At 37.3% G+C, this 12,544-nt stretch carries 17 protein-coding genes and 1 pseudogene; 6 read left to right on the forward strand and 12 right to left on the reverse strand.

The genetic code is table 11. The features are described from left to right. Positions 1-2 precede the first annotated feature (2 nt). The 7 genes from KDN43_RS10740 to KDN43_RS10770 all read right to left on the reverse strand — a co-directional run bounded on the left by KDN43_RS10740 (position 3) and on the right by KDN43_RS10770 (position 5,230). Entirely contained in the window at positions 3-749 is a 747-nt protein-coding gene (locus KDN43_RS10740; protein WP_238866075.1) for an SDR family NAD(P)-dependent oxidoreductase, read from the reverse strand. Positions 750-765: 16 nt separating this feature from the next. Beyond that, positions 766-996 carry an acyl carrier protein gene (locus KDN43_RS10745; RefSeq protein WP_238866076.1) on the reverse strand — a complete coding sequence of 77 codons (231 nt, stop codon included), beginning with the start codon at positions 994-996 and terminating at the stop codon, positions 766-768. A 13-nt stretch (positions 997-1,009) separates the two neighbouring features. Further along, entirely contained in the window at positions 1,010-1,651 is a 642-nt protein-coding gene (locus KDN43_RS10750) for a NeuD/PglB/VioB family sugar acetyltransferase (RefSeq protein ID WP_238866078.1), read from the reverse strand. A gap of 3 nt (positions 1,652-1,654) precedes the next feature. After that, a complete protein-coding gene (locus tag KDN43_RS10755; RefSeq protein WP_238866079.1) occupies positions 1,655-2,260 on the reverse strand; it encodes a sugar transferase in 606 nt (201 codons plus the stop codon). A 105-nt stretch (positions 2,261-2,365) separates the two neighbouring features. Beyond that, positions 2,366-3,424 (reverse strand): RES family NAD+ phosphorylase, encoded by a 1,059-nt coding sequence (locus tag KDN43_RS10760; protein WP_238866081.1) that lies wholly within the window; start codon positions 3,422-3,424, stop codon positions 2,366-2,368. Between the two features lies 1 nt (position 3,425). Beyond that, entirely contained in the window at positions 3,426-4,370 is a 945-nt protein-coding gene (locus tag KDN43_RS10765) for a sce7725 family protein (RefSeq protein ID WP_238866083.1), read from the reverse strand. Between the two features lie 11 nt (positions 4,371-4,381). Next, positions 4,382-5,230 carry a sce7726 family protein gene (locus tag KDN43_RS10770; protein WP_238866085.1) on the reverse strand — a complete coding sequence of 283 codons (849 nt, stop codon included), beginning with the start codon at positions 5,228-5,230 and terminating at the stop codon, positions 4,382-4,384. 105 nt (positions 5,231-5,335) lie between these two features. Between KDN43_RS10770 and KDN43_RS10775 the strand changes: the two genes are divergently transcribed. Together KDN43_RS10775 and KDN43_RS10780 are read left to right on the forward strand one after the other, a co-directional pair. Beyond that, positions 5,336-5,611, forward strand: coding sequence for a transposase (locus tag KDN43_RS10775; protein WP_238866086.1), 276 nt, complete (start codon positions 5,336-5,338; stop codon positions 5,609-5,611). A 14-nt stretch (positions 5,612-5,625) separates the two neighbouring features. Further along, the gene (locus KDN43_RS10780) at positions 5,626-6,390 is read left to right on the forward strand and encodes an IS3 family transposase (RefSeq protein ID WP_238866087.1); all 765 of its coding nucleotides are present in this window, start codon (positions 5,626-5,628) and stop codon (positions 6,388-6,390) included. A gap of 54 nt (positions 6,391-6,444) precedes the next feature. Here KDN43_RS10780 and tnpC read toward each other — a convergent pair. The 3 genes and pseudogenes from tnpC to tnpA all read right to left on the reverse strand — a co-directional run bounded on the left by tnpC (position 6,445) and on the right by tnpA (position 8,859). Continuing rightward, positions 6,445-8,045: pseudogene (gene tnpC / locus KDN43_RS10785) on the reverse strand (IS66 family transposase). Between the two features lie 92 nt (positions 8,046-8,137). Continuing rightward, positions 8,138-8,401: an IS66 family insertion sequence element accessory protein TnpB gene (gene tnpB / locus KDN43_RS10790; RefSeq protein WP_327064924.1), complete on the reverse strand. Its 264-nt coding sequence runs from the start codon at positions 8,399-8,401 to the stop codon at positions 8,138-8,140. 83 nt (positions 8,402-8,484) lie between these two features. Beyond that, positions 8,485-8,859 (reverse strand): IS66 family insertion sequence element accessory protein TnpA, encoded by a 375-nt coding sequence (tnpA, locus tag KDN43_RS10795; protein ID WP_238865819.1) that lies wholly within the window; start codon positions 8,857-8,859, stop codon positions 8,485-8,487. A gap of 75 nt (positions 8,860-8,934) precedes the next feature. Between tnpA and KDN43_RS16575 the strand changes: the two genes are divergently transcribed. Then, positions 8,935-9,027, forward strand: a complete 93-nt coding sequence (locus tag KDN43_RS16575) for a hypothetical protein (protein WP_407681794.1) — start codon at positions 8,935-8,937, stop codon at positions 9,025-9,027. A 194-nt stretch (positions 9,028-9,221) separates the two neighbouring features. On the opposite strand, the gene KDN43_RS10800 is transcribed toward KDN43_RS16575, so the two are convergent. Then, the gene (locus tag KDN43_RS10800; RefSeq protein WP_238866088.1) at positions 9,222-9,791 is read right to left on the reverse strand and encodes a hypothetical protein; all 570 of its coding nucleotides are present in this window, start codon (positions 9,789-9,791) and stop codon (positions 9,222-9,224) included. A 395-nt stretch (positions 9,792-10,186) separates the two neighbouring features. Between KDN43_RS10800 and KDN43_RS10805 the strand changes: the two genes are divergently transcribed. From KDN43_RS10805 to KDN43_RS10815, 3 genes are read left to right on the forward strand one after another with little or no spacing between them, the layout of a single operon-like run. Continuing rightward, positions 10,187-10,813, forward strand: coding sequence for a hypothetical protein (locus tag KDN43_RS10805; protein ID WP_238866089.1), 627 nt, complete (start codon positions 10,187-10,189; stop codon positions 10,811-10,813). Next, on the forward strand, positions 10,710-11,162 hold the full coding sequence (locus KDN43_RS10810; RefSeq protein ID WP_238866090.1) for a hypothetical protein: 453 nt from the start codon (positions 10,710-10,712) through the stop codon (positions 11,160-11,162). The genes KDN43_RS10805 and KDN43_RS10810 overlap by 104 nt, the downstream gene beginning before the upstream one ends. Beyond that, positions 11,107-11,769 carry a hypothetical protein gene (locus tag KDN43_RS10815; RefSeq protein WP_238866092.1) on the forward strand — a complete coding sequence of 221 codons (663 nt, stop codon included), beginning with the start codon at positions 11,107-11,109 and terminating at the stop codon, positions 11,767-11,769. The genes KDN43_RS10810 and KDN43_RS10815 overlap by 56 nt, the downstream gene beginning before the upstream one ends. 108 nt (positions 11,770-11,877) lie before the next feature. On the opposite strand, the gene istB is transcribed toward KDN43_RS10815, so the two are convergent. Beyond that, positions 11,878-12,522, reverse strand: coding sequence for an IS21-like element helper ATPase IstB (istB, locus tag KDN43_RS10820; RefSeq protein ID WP_238866093.1), 645 nt, complete (start codon positions 12,520-12,522; stop codon positions 11,878-11,880). Between the last annotated feature and the right edge of the window lie 22 nt (positions 12,523-12,544).

Here is a 12,544-nt window from a genome sequence, read left to right on the forward strand (position 1 = left end):
TATTATTGCAAAGTTAATCCGCCATCAATTAATAAGTTACTGCCTGTAATCCATGCACTTGCATCTGACAATAAATAGATTACACTGTGTGCAATCTCAATAGGTTTTCCAAACCTTTTAAGTGGATACATACGTTTGTTTTCTTCAAGTTGTTCTTCTGAAATCACACCTGCTTCAAAGATATTTGTTTCTACAACACCTGGAATTACACTATTTACTCTAATACCTCTTGGAGCCAGGTCTAATGCAATACCTTTAATTAAACCATTTACAGCTCCTTTAGAAGCTGAATACATTGAACTTGCAGGCGCTGAGCACAAAACACCTGAAACAGAAGAAATAAATACAATTGAGCCTCCTTTATTTATCTTTTTATTTTTAACCAAAAGCCTTGTTAGCTCAGTAGGTCCGAAGAAATTCAAATTAATTATTTCCGACAATTTATCTGTAGTAGCAAACTGAAAAGGTATATTTTTGGTAATACCTGCACAGTGCACAATTCCATCAATATGTTCAATTCCTGTAACTAAATTCTGTAAAGAACTTGTTTCACACAAATCAGCAATCACTTGATTATGTCCTTCATTTTCAAGTTCAGAGAAAGTCTCATTCAAACGTTCTCTATTGCGTCCGGTTATTATAACACTAGCTCCTAACTTCGAGCACTCAATAGCTGTGGCTTTACCAATCCCAGAAGATGCGCCTGTTACTAATATTGTTTTTCTACTCAATGAAAACGGATTATACATAATAACTTTAATTGATTTACGATTTATTTTTTAGTATCATATAAAGATCCTCAACAGTTGAAGCGTTTCTTATATCATCTCCTTTAAAACTAACTCCATACTCCTCTTCTGCCATAGCAGATACTGATAAGGCAAGTAGTGAACTCCACTCATCCAAATCTTTAAAAATTGTATTTTTTGTAATTTCTGATGCATCAGTATCTTCAAACTGATCTGCGAAATTTGAAATAAATTCCTGTAACTCCATAATTAAATAACTATTAATAACTTACTATTTTAGCGGGACTACCAACATAAGTCATCCCATCCTTAGTTTTTCTTATAATAAGGCTATTGGCTCCAATTACCGTGTCATTTCCTATTTTAATTTGTTGTAAAACAACTGAATTAACACCAAAAAAGTTCCTATTGCCGATTGTCACTTCACCGGATATTTTTACAGAAGGCATAATTGAATTAAAATTTCCAATCTTTGTATCATGACCAACAGGAATGAACCCATTTAAGATATTGAAATTACCCAGATCAACATTACAACTTAATAGACAACCAGTACATATAATGTTCCCACTGCCTATTTTTATATTATTTTCATCCAAATAAATAACATCAGGAGAAATAATATTGGGAAAATATATATTTGATGAAGTAATATTACTAACAATCTTTTCCACTATCTTGGGAGATGCAATAGCAACTGCTATTGCTAAATTATCGGGGTATTCGTTAACTTCATTAATTCCACCCAAAACTACGCCATACTCATTTTTAGTGCCTTTCTCAATGCCATCATCAAAAAATCCAATGATGTCCCATTCTGGAGTCTTTTCATTGATTTTTTGGATTAAACAAGCAACTTCTCTCCCAAAGCCACCTGCACCATATATTGCAATTTTTTTCATATATCAGTTACCTTTAAACGGTTCCATTGTAGCGCTTGTGTATGAGCTGATACCCTCTCGTTTAAATACCTTTTGAATGGTTTTTAAAAGTATTTTAAAGTCCAAAGATAGCGAAATATTGTCCACGTACCACACATCATACTCAAATTTCTGTTTCCAGCTTATTGCATTCCGGCCATTTATCTGTGCCCATCCTGTAATACCGGGCCGAACTTTGTGTCGGCGTTTCTGAAAGTCGCTATAGAGTGGGAGGTACTGCACAAGCAACGGGCGAGGACCTATAAGCGACATATCTCCCTTAATCACATTCAACAGTTGCGGAATCTCATCAAGAGAAGTGGAGCGAACAAATTTTCCAACCTTAGTCAACCGCTCAGCATCGGGAAGAAGATTACCTGAAGCATCCCGTTCGTCGGTCATCGTTTTAAACTTAATAACCTTAAAGATCTTTTCATCCTTACCAGGACGTTCTTGAAAGAACAAAGCACATGCACCCTTGTTGGCAATGGTAAGCCAAATCCATACAACAATGAATACCGGACTAATTATTATAAATCCGATAAGTGAAAGTGTGAAATCGATAATACGTTTGAAGTTGTTTTTATACATACCGTGATGTCATTGTTGCTTTACGAGTTATGAATTTACTGTGTATAGGCTATAATAGAAAGCAGGCTAGAATTCCAACACGATAGGATTGAAACCGAATTTCCTTTACAACCTAAAAAGAATATGCTCTTTAGCATTTATTTCTACTTTGTTTATTGTATATCGATCGACCTCTAAACACTTCATAATATCTTGGTGAAAAATCACATAATTGTTACCCTCTGTATGCAAAGAGCTTCTGAATTTTATTCCATCCACCCCGATGAATGATTTTAAGAATTCACAAATAAATTGAGTTGGAATATAGTCCAACTCAGAATCATACCTTCTCATAGGTTTCGATAAATCAAAACTTATTCTATTTTTTAACAAAGTAGATTTTATTTGCTTATTGATAACATCATAAGTGGCTTCTGCACCAAGAAATAGGCTGGGTTTCTCTGTAAAATCTGAAATTCTAATTGTTTTGTTAACTCCTTCTCTCAATTGGAATGTTCCGATAGATATTTCATCTAGATAAGAGGCTCTTATTTCATAGGGTACTGTTTTTATATTATCGCATAGATAAAGATAAGGTATTCCAGAAGGATTAGCTCTTCCAGCTGATGCGACATATTTATTAGGACTAAACATTTCATCGTTTTTATATGGAGGTGAGTCCGCTATATTTTGCAATCTGCCTCTATAAAATAAATCCGATGGACTAATAGTAACTTCACTTCCAAAAAAACCATCCCATCCAAGCTCACCTTCTGTCAGATAATATATATCTGTAATATATCTGTTTTCCCACTTAAGTTTATGTTTTAAACTATCCCAATAACCCACATTATATTCAATGTCCTCATTAAACTTTACCGAAGTATTTATATCTTTTATTAGAGCATTAATATCATTCAATATTGGAGAAAGAATCTTATTTCCTGTTTCTACATCTCTAAAAAAACTCCAATGTTTTTGAATAAACTTAACTAGTGGCGTGTTATTACTATACTCATCTACCTGAAAGTTACTCATCAGGCTTTTTATAAAATCAAATATCTCATGGATATCAATAATAAAAGCTTCAAATTTATCGCAAATATCGCATTTTCCGATTTGATTTTGAGATACAATAAAACCCTTTAATTCAACATCATTGAAACAATCATCGCATATCTTCATATTACCTTTGATTCAAGAATGCCTCAATGATTAACAAGTGATTTTTAATAGAGATTTTCTTAACAACACCTAAGCCAGGATAATGATGTCTATAATAGTAGTCTTTAATTTCAGAAGCAGCACTATTTGTTATTTCTTCTTGTTCAATAAACTCAATTGCCTTTTTAGCTGCCTCAGCAAACTTACCTTGCACATTGGCTCGCGAATCGTTTGAAGTAGATGTAAAATGACGAATCCAAATATTCTGATCATCCTCATTATTGAGGTATGTAAAATGAATGACAACCGCCATAGGTGCGCTACCTCCAGAAACAAACTCACGTGGCAATATTGTAAAATCGCCAAAGCCACTAAATCCTTCGGATGAAAAATATAAATGCTCTTCAGAAAATTTTCGTGCCGGTCTTTCTAAATATTCAGCATTTCGGGGTTCTTTATCAAAATAGTCATCCAGTCTTATATACGATTTGTCAGATAATGTTGACATAAACCTATGGAGTCCTCTGTTTCGAGTTGGATCAAGCAGCATTATATGCGAGACTGATTGATTATTGCACACCACTTTTAGTGATTCTTCATCTGAATAGTTATCCAACCCAACTATCATACAGTTTGTAAGATTATATTTTTCTATAGATGATTCAATATATTCTTTATTATCATTAAAATGAAAAGCAATCTGAAAGCATGAATCTTCTAATTCAGCTAAAAACTCTAAAAATATTTGTGTATCACCCCTACTATCATCATCACCTTCAAGTGGATTTACCAACAAATAAGGTTTAAAACCTTGTTCACAAAACACCGTGTTGGCTAACTGCAAATTGTTAAATCGATTGCTTAATGGTTCAAGAACTGGAACAATATTATTTGTAGCTCCTTCTAATGCAAGCTCTCTAAGACTAATCAGTTCAAACTGACGAGCTCTCAAATATGGATAATACATGTTTTTATGATTTAAGTTATTGTTTTTCTTAAATTTGAAATCATATGGTCTCTTTCTTCTTTTTTAAGGTTCATAGATAAACAAATCTGATTAAACTCACAATTAACCTTATTAAAAAAAAGATTGTTGATATCTCTCATCTTCATAGTATCAACGAATATTTTATTAAGACAATCAGGGGATAAAGTAGAAATTAGTTCTTTAGAAATCTCAAACTGATTAAAAGCATTGATTTCATCGGGTAATCCAAAATATTCTGCAACTATTTTCAAATACTCTTTTGAATGCAACACATTCATGAGAACATCAACATCCATATTTAAATTTTTATCTGCCTCCCTTTGGACCTTAAATTCATTGAATGTTTGATTGTAAGTTATAATCCCAACTTCTTTATCGTATGTATCATACCTTTCCAAGTGCTCAACTGGAACTATTATATACACATAGTTGAATATCTTTTTATATTCTGAGAGTTGTGAGTTAAGCCTGTACTCTCTATCTAAAATAGTTTTGATTTCAAAAACCTTTGAATCACCATTAAATAATACTAAATCGGCAATTGCTTTCCCAATCCTGAACTCATTGAAAACTACGGATTTACTTGTTCCGAGCAACTCTTTAATTTTCTGACTAATAAACTCATTTTTAACAACATATTCATTTGGATAATGCTGTGCAATAGTTTTATACGTTTTTCTTAAAACATGCAAGTAGCTTTTACCTTTGTTTCTCTCTAAAAGATTATATCGTCTAAGCTTCATGTTAATAGATTCAAAATCACTTTTAAACCAACGGTTAACTTCACTTCTCATAAAAAGTGATGACATATCTCTTAATTGATTTATGCTAACTGACATAATAATACTTTTGTATACTAATTATACAAAGATATGAAAATTCTATAATTACCCCCGAATCTTAGACAACAAGAATCATTAAAAAATAATATTAATTTTGTTGTCATGAAGAAAAGGAAAACTTACAGTGCCGGCTTTAAAACAAAGATTGTTTTAGAAGCACTTCAAGAAAGAGAAACAGTCCAGGAGATCGCCAGGAAGTATGAACTTCACCCGGGTCAGATCTCGACGTGGAAGACTCAATTTTTATCTCAGGCGGACCAGGTGTTCGAGAGAGGCGGCTCTAAAACAGAGGATGACAAGGAGAAAGACGCCCTGTTCAAGAAGGTCGGACAGCTTCAGCTGGAGGTTGATTTCTTAAAAAAAGTATTGGGGAAATAGCCAAAAATGAACGGATGAGCAAAATCGACAAGACCCACTCTTTAAGCGTTTCACGCCAGTGTGATTTGTTGGATGTGCCCCGTAGCAGCTTCTACTATTCGCCCCGTGAAGATGGTCTCTATAATGAGGAACTGATGAAGCAGATAGACAAACAGTACATGATTACCCCGTTCTACGGTGTACCCCGGATGACACATCACCTTCGTGGCATTGGCTACGAGGTCAATCCCAAGCGTGTGCGCCGTTTATATCGGAAAATGGATTTATATGCGACCGGCCCCCGTCCGAACACGAGCAAGCCCCATAAGGGAGCAAGCCATGTGATTTATCCCTACCTGCTGCGTGGGTTAAAGGTAACGCGCCCCAATCAGGTCTGGGCGATGGATATCACCTATATCCCGTTAGCTGGCAGCCATCTGTACCTGGTTGGCATCATTGACGTTTACAGCCGCTATATCGTTGGCTGGTCACTGTCCAACACGATGACCGCCCATTGGTGCCGCGAGTGCCTTGAAGAGGCTATAAAGCACCATGGTGCTCCGGAGATAATCAATACGGATCAGGGGAGTCAGTTCTCCAGCCCGGAGTTTTCAGCTTATTTTTCTTCATACGAGGGTTTAAAGTTCAGCATGGACGGGAAGGGACGGGCTATTGACAATATCTTCATTGAAAGATTTTGGCGGAACATCAAATACGAGAAGCTTTATCTCGAACCATCAGACAATGGTTTGGAGTTATATCACAAAATAAAGGTAAGCACCCTAGCAACTACCCCTTGATTTTCTCCTAATTGCTTTTGGCAATTAGGCCCTCAGATAATTATTAGAGTTTCTTTAGACTATTATTAGAGTTTTATTAGACTCCTGTTGTTTCCAATTGTTTGGCAAGAGTGCTCTTAGGTTATCTTCATTTCCCGGATTCTGGTAGTATGGCATTTTAGCTATTACATCATTTAGCCATTCTCTTGGATTTATACCGGACTCTTTGCACGAGGCAAGCAATGAGCAGATTACTGCTGTATTTTGAGCTGCTTCGTGGTTACCACAGAACATGAAGTTTTTTCTTGACAAAGCAATCGGTCTGAGGGCATTTTCTGCCAGATTATTATCTATTTTTAATCTGCCGTCTTTTAAATAATTCTTCATTCGTGGCCATAAAGAGTAGGAGTAACTTATAGCCTCGCCCATGCGGTTTTTGGGTAGTACTGTAGGATATGTTTTCTCCATCCACTTTTCAAAAGATAACATTATGGGACGTGCAAGCTCATTCCTTTTTTTGTAGCGTTGCTCATACGACAGATTCTGTTCATCTGCCATTCTTTCTATTTGGTAAAGATGCTGTATCTGCTTTAATGCATACTCTGCAAGGGATTTGTTCTCGTCCAAAGCTATTTCATAGCGACGTCGTATATGGGCCATGCAGGCAACAAGACAAATCTGGTCGTTTTCTTTAAAAAAAATTGTATGCTCCATAACCATCACTCTGAAGGTAACCATCAAATGATTTTAATAAAGAGTAGGCTGTATCTCCCGATCTTGAACCATCATCATAATGGAAAAAGACCAGTTTCTTCATGACAGATCTTATCATCCACAGATATTCTTTCTTTGCATAGTGGCTCTCTTTGTTTATAACAGGTAAGGTGGTTTCATCAACCTGTATGTAGTCCGTGTTTAAAACCTCCTCCTTCAGGATCTTGTATAATGGAGTTAGCAGCTCACATGTGGGTTTAAACCATCCACTCAAGGTATTTGATGGTATCTTTACTCCCAAGTGATGAAACTGTTTTACCTGACGGTAAAAAGGCAGGTGATATTCATACTTTCCAAGCATAATTTCCGAAAGGAGGCTGGCTCCGGGAAGTCCTTTGTAGATGGGCAACAAAGGAAGCGGTGCTATAAGCACTGCAGGTGCTTCTTTGGTTGCAGGTGTGAGATTGTCTTTTAATCCGTATTTAGGACGTACGATCTCTTTTACATATAATTTACCCGGTTCAAACTCAAGTGTACGGGTACGTTCTTTCTCCTATGCGCTTGTATTTATCTTTATCAACATCTTCCGGCTCAATAATTACTTCTATAACGGGAAGTCCTTCAAGCAGCTTTCTGTTGGAACGAGTCTTCTTTCTGGAGGATATATTTTCTTCAATCTGCTTTTCTGCTTCGATGCGCTCTGCCTCTATTTCCTCAAGATGTTTCTTTTCATCTTCTAATGTTTCAAATAAGTTGAGCTGATTGGGGTCAAGCCTGGATAGCTTCTCACTTTTACGTCCATAAAACTGACGGGTAAACCAGGCTATTTGTGATAGGAGCTTATCAATCTTTTGCTGCAGACCGGTCATCTGCTCTGCCTGTTTAGCATTAGCCTCAGTAAGTAGACGGATTTGTTCCGCTTGCGATTTTATTAAGAGTTCTAATGCTTGCGACTGGTCCATTGTATGGGTTTGTATTTAGCTATAAAAATACTAAAAAACCGTGAGCCAGACAAGCTTTCAGAGCAATATTTTACACTTTTATTTGAGTTTTTTTATTGGTGGTTTCTAAACGCTTTTAGTCGCTTCAACCTAGTGTTTGGGTCATCCTGTATACCTTCAACCATCATTACTAAACTGGACCAGTTCATAGGGTATGACCGGCTGTCTTTATCATAAGCAGGCAAACGAAAGGTACCCTCTTCGAGCCTTTTCATATACAAAACTAAACCTCCGTCTTCTGCATGAAGTATTTTCATTGTGGTACGAGTTCTGTTTATGAAAATGAAACAATCACCCATTCTAACATCATATCCCATATGGTTCTTGCACAACTCCACAGAGTGAGTTCATCCCTTTACGCATATCTGTCTTTCCCGGACAGAGAAAATAGCGCATTGTATCATTTAGGCAAAACATGTGCAGAACATATTTGAGCAAGTAATTTAATAGCAGCCTCAGTTTGAGTGCTGCCTATAAAACTTACCTGGATACCACCGGGCAACTTTATTTTTATTTCTCCTTTAATATTAACTGATGGAACAGTTTTAAGTGCAGGCTTATTTTCAGATAGATTAAAACTGATGGGAGCCAGTTTATCCACTGCAGTTTCATGTGCATGATTGTTATATGGACGAGTCAGCCCAAACTTACTTTTCCAGTAATAAAAACTGGAAGCCGTGTAAGATTGATTTTCACAAAAATCTTTGACACTTAAACCGCTTTCTTGCTGGCGTTTTAATATAACCATAAATTCTTCTTTGCTTATTGGCGTCATATTTAATTATGTTTGCCGGCAAAGATCAAAACTTAAAATGTAAACTAAAACGGGGACTTTATCGGGTGCTTACAAATAAAGGATTATATGAAGTATTATAACCAGGAAAGGCCCCATCAGGGATTGGAATATAAAAGGCCGATGGATGTGTACCGGGAGGCCGCTTAGTTTCCTGGGATCGCCCTGCAGGGCGATCCCAGGAAACTAACTTATCTGTGAATAGAAACTGTCTAAGGAAGGGGAGAAGTTTATTCAAACAAAAACCTAGCTCTATATATTCTGATAAATCTCTTTACCAATTAACTTATTTCCTTACACTATATTCTACATTTTCCACAAGTTATTATTGTTCATATTGTGCCTTACATGTTCTGCTCTTCATCATGTATGCGCTTTAACTCATTGTACAAATCATTCAATATAGGATATAATGTTGTCGTTATATGCTTATCAAAACCATCATCAAGTTTATATTTCAATAAGATGGACTGAAAGTTTTTATCAATTTCAGTTATTTTTTTATTATTTCTATTACTTTTTATATTTCCGCTATCTTGTATTTGCTCGTATTGATTTTGAAAAATGTGGCAAACGTTGTGACGTTTGTATTCAATATATTCCCATTCATTCTCTGGGAGCAACTCTTTGATTTTATATAAACTATTTTGAAGTGTATTGAACCATTCTTTAAGGTGTTTATTTTCTCCATTTTTCAAAAGGCGAGTAACATTCTCGACGTATGGGACACCCTCTTTCATTAGTTGATTAAGTGACACATAATACATCTGTTGATATACAGAATCTAATTCATTGTGTAATGATTCATTTATGTATAAGAACATTCTCAACCACTGAAAAAACTGCTCTTGTTGTGTTATAATTTTAAGTGTAGCATTCAACCTGAAACTTTCCCGACTATTTATATCACCCATTATATTTGAAAAGAGATTATATCAATTTTTAAGTTTAGTAAATGTTTTGGGATCTAAGTGAATTGAAAAGGATCTTGATAGTGGCTATGATTGAATGTGTTTTAAAAGAATGTTTTCTAATTTTATCAAATCAATCTCTTTTTCTTCTTCACTTTCAATAAGAAATGAAAACTTTGTAAAACTACAAATCAAAATTTTACAAAGCAATTAATAATAAATAAAATCAACTGAATATTTAGGCTCTAATGTTATTAAACACATCGGTTGTAATCAGTAACTTCGCATGTACAATTTTCGGCAAGATTGAATGTACAGAAATTGGCAATATGCAATGTACATAAAAAGGGTTAAAGAAGAGTCTTCATATATTTGTAATTCACGAAAATACAAACACTATGAAGACTCAGATACATGACCTTAGAAAGGTACGTATGTGGTACGAAGTTAAAGAACTTTCCAGTAATCCGGGCAATTCGGATAGTAAAATTGCAAAAAAGTTGGGTATTGACCGCAGAACTGTTTCCAGGTACAAGAAGATGAGTGAAGAAGAGTTTCATGAGTTTTCAATGAAACAACGTGTATACGAACTTGTTCTGTCGCCATATTACCCGGACGTTCTTTCCTTATTGAGTATAGACAATGGTTTGCCGGCGGCAGTGATAGAAGACCGGCTGAAGGAGAAATACCCCGACTTGCCGAAGGTGAACAGCAAGACTGTATACAACTTTGTCCAGCACGTGCGGCGTCAGGAGAAGATCCCTGTACCGGAGAAGATCCGCCAGACGGAAGCCCTGGAAGAGTTTGCATATGGCAGCCAGGCGCAGGTTGACTTCGGTACAGCACAGATGCGACGTTTGGACGGCAGTAGGCGCAGGGTTTATTTTTTTGCCCTTGTCCTGTCACGCAGTCGCTACAAATATGTGTTTTTTCCAAACAACTCCCTTCACCGGGAAAACAGCCGTCCAGGCTCACGAGCAGGCCTTCAGGTATATAGAGGGTATCCCCGGGAAGCTTCTCTATGATCAGGACTCAGTGTTTCTGAAAAGTGAGAACCTTGGCGATTATCTCCTGGCTGATGATTTTCGTCGCTACAGGGATGAACGTGGTATCAGCGTTGAGTTCTGCCGCAAGGCCGATCCCCAGAGCAAAGGCCGGGTTGAGAACGTGGTAGGATACGTAAAAAACAACTTTCTTCGCGCGCGTACCTTTCACGATATAGATCGCCTCAACGAGGAAGTCCTGAGCTGGTTGGAGCGCAAGGCGAACGGCACCAAACATGCCACGACGAAGCGCCTGCCCCACGATGTGTGGTTGATTGAAAAGGAGCATCTCTCCTTTTTTTCGCCCCTCACCGGCAATCCCCCGGGATGAGATTCCCACCTACACGGTGAGAAAAGATAACACAATCAGTTACAAGGGGAACTTCTACAGGGTCCCATATGGCACCTATAACGGGAAGGGACCGGAGGTATTACTCAAGGTCAAGGATGGCACCCTTTCGCTTTCCAACCGGCAAGGCATCCTTCTGGCCGAGCACCCCGTCAGTCTTGAAAAAGGCAAGGTAATCGGTAGCACAACTTATCGACGGGATCGGAACTCCAGGCTCGAGGTCTTCAAGCAGGAAGTCCTATCGATCTGGAAGGGCAACAACACTTTGTACCTGTTCATAGAGGAGATACACAAGTATAAGCCCCGTTATCTGAGAGACAATCTGAAAATGATAAGGGAGGTGATGGGCGAATATGGTGAAGAGATCGTTGGCAGTGCACTTGATTACTGCCTCGACAATGGGCTCTACAACGCCCTTTACCTGAAAGAAGCCGCATCACATTACCGGGAGTTAAAACGCCGGGAGAAGAAGCCCTTGCCTGTTGTAAGCGTGTTGCATGACGGTGTTCAAACAAGTCAGTATGACACGGATGCATACATCCCCGAGAGAAGCAAGATAAACCGGTACGATCAAATCATGGAGCTATGAAGCAGATGTGTATTTCGGTCTGATAGTGCCACTCTTTTCGGTCAAACCGTGCCACTATAATTCATAGTTTTTTACCTATTTGAAAGATCATTGGCAAAGTTAATAATTTTATTCAGTTGTACTTATTTTTCCTTTTCTAAGTGACTCACCTTTAAGTATTATTCTGTGTGATGAGTTTACTATCCTGTCCAGGACAGCATCTGCTATTGTTTGCTCCCCAATCAGATCATACCAGGCTGATACCGGTATCTGTGAGGATAATATAGTTGATGCCTGATTATGCCTCTCGTCAATAATATCCAGTAATATCTCCCTGGATTGATTGTCAAAGGCATGCAGCCCAAAGTCGTCTAAGATAAGTATATCTGTTTTTATTAGTTTTGACAGCTCCTTCAGGTAAGTGCCGTCTATTTTACTGAGTTTGAGTCTGCCGATAAGTTTGGCGGTGTTTGCATATAACACTTTGTATTCCATTAAACAGGCCTGATATCCCAAAGCTTGAGCAAGATAGCTTTTGCCCGTACCGGATGCTCCAGTTATTATGATGTTTTCTTTTCGTTTAATAAAGTCCAGAGTGGCCAGGCGGGTAAACATATTTTTATCCAGATTACGTTGCTGATTATACTCAACATCTGCTACACTGGCCTGTTCTCTAAAGCCGGCCTGTCTGATAAGACGCTCAATTTTATTATTTAATCGTTCTTTCCCATTGATGATCTGTAAGCAAAGCCAGGTATTCATCAGCTGTAACATTCTCTATCCTGTTGTCTTTGAT

The organism is Proteiniphilum propionicum (genome assembly GCF_022267555.1).
In the GTDB taxonomy this organism is placed as follows: Bacteria; Bacteroidota; Bacteroidia; order Bacteroidales; family Dysgonomonadaceae; genus Proteiniphilum; species Proteiniphilum propionicum.

Excerpts from the sequence above, each read along its gene's own strand:
- KDN43_RS10740 (WP_238866075.1), bottom strand. The coding sequence starts at position 749 with ATGTATAATCCGTTTTCATTGAGTAGAAAAACAATATTAGTAACAGGC.
- KDN43_RS10745 (WP_238866076.1), bottom strand. The coding sequence starts at position 996 with ATGGAGTTACAGGAATTTATTTCAAATTTCGCAGATCAGTTTGAAGAT.
- KDN43_RS10750 (WP_238866078.1), bottom strand. The coding sequence starts at position 1,651 with ATGAAAAAAATTGCAATATATGGTGCAGGTGGCTTTGGGAGAGAAGTT.
- KDN43_RS10755 (WP_238866079.1), bottom strand. The coding sequence starts at position 2,260 with ATGTATAAAAACAACTTCAAACGTATTATCGATTTCACACTTTCACTT.
- KDN43_RS10760 (WP_238866081.1), bottom strand. The coding sequence starts at position 3,424 with ATGAAGATATGCGATGATTGTTTCAATGATGTTGAATTAAAGGGTTTT.
- KDN43_RS10765 (WP_238866083.1), bottom strand. The coding sequence starts at position 4,370 with ATGTATTATCCATATTTGAGAGCTCGTCAGTTTGAACTGATTAGTCTT.
- KDN43_RS10770 (WP_238866085.1), bottom strand. The coding sequence starts at position 5,230 with ATGTCAGTTAGCATAAATCAATTAAGAGATATGTCATCACTTTTTATG.
- KDN43_RS10775 (WP_238866086.1), top strand. The coding sequence starts at position 5,336 with ATGAAGAAAAGGAAAACTTACAGTGCCGGCTTTAAAACAAAGATTGTT.
- KDN43_RS10780 (WP_238866087.1), top strand. The coding sequence starts at position 5,626 with ATGAGCAAAATCGACAAGACCCACTCTTTAAGCGTTTCACGCCAGTGT.
- tnpB (WP_327064924.1), bottom strand. The coding sequence starts at position 8,401 with ATGGGATATGATGTTAGAATGGGTGATTGTTTCATTTTCATAAACAGA.
- tnpA (WP_238865819.1), bottom strand. The coding sequence starts at position 8,859 with ATGACGCCAATAAGCAAAGAAGAATTTATGGTTATATTAAAACGCCAG.
- KDN43_RS10800 (WP_238866088.1), bottom strand. The coding sequence starts at position 9,791 with ATGGGTGATATAAATAGTCGGGAAAGTTTCAGGTTGAATGCTACACTT.
- KDN43_RS10805 (WP_238866089.1), top strand. The coding sequence starts at position 10,187 with ATGAAGACTCAGATACATGACCTTAGAAAGGTACGTATGTGGTACGAA.
- KDN43_RS10810 (WP_238866090.1), top strand. The coding sequence starts at position 10,710 with ATGTGTTTTTTCCAAACAACTCCCTTCACCGGGAAAACAGCCGTCCAG.
- istB (WP_238866093.1), bottom strand. The coding sequence starts at position 12,522 with ATGTTACAGCTGATGAATACCTGGCTTTGCTTACAGATCATCAATGGG.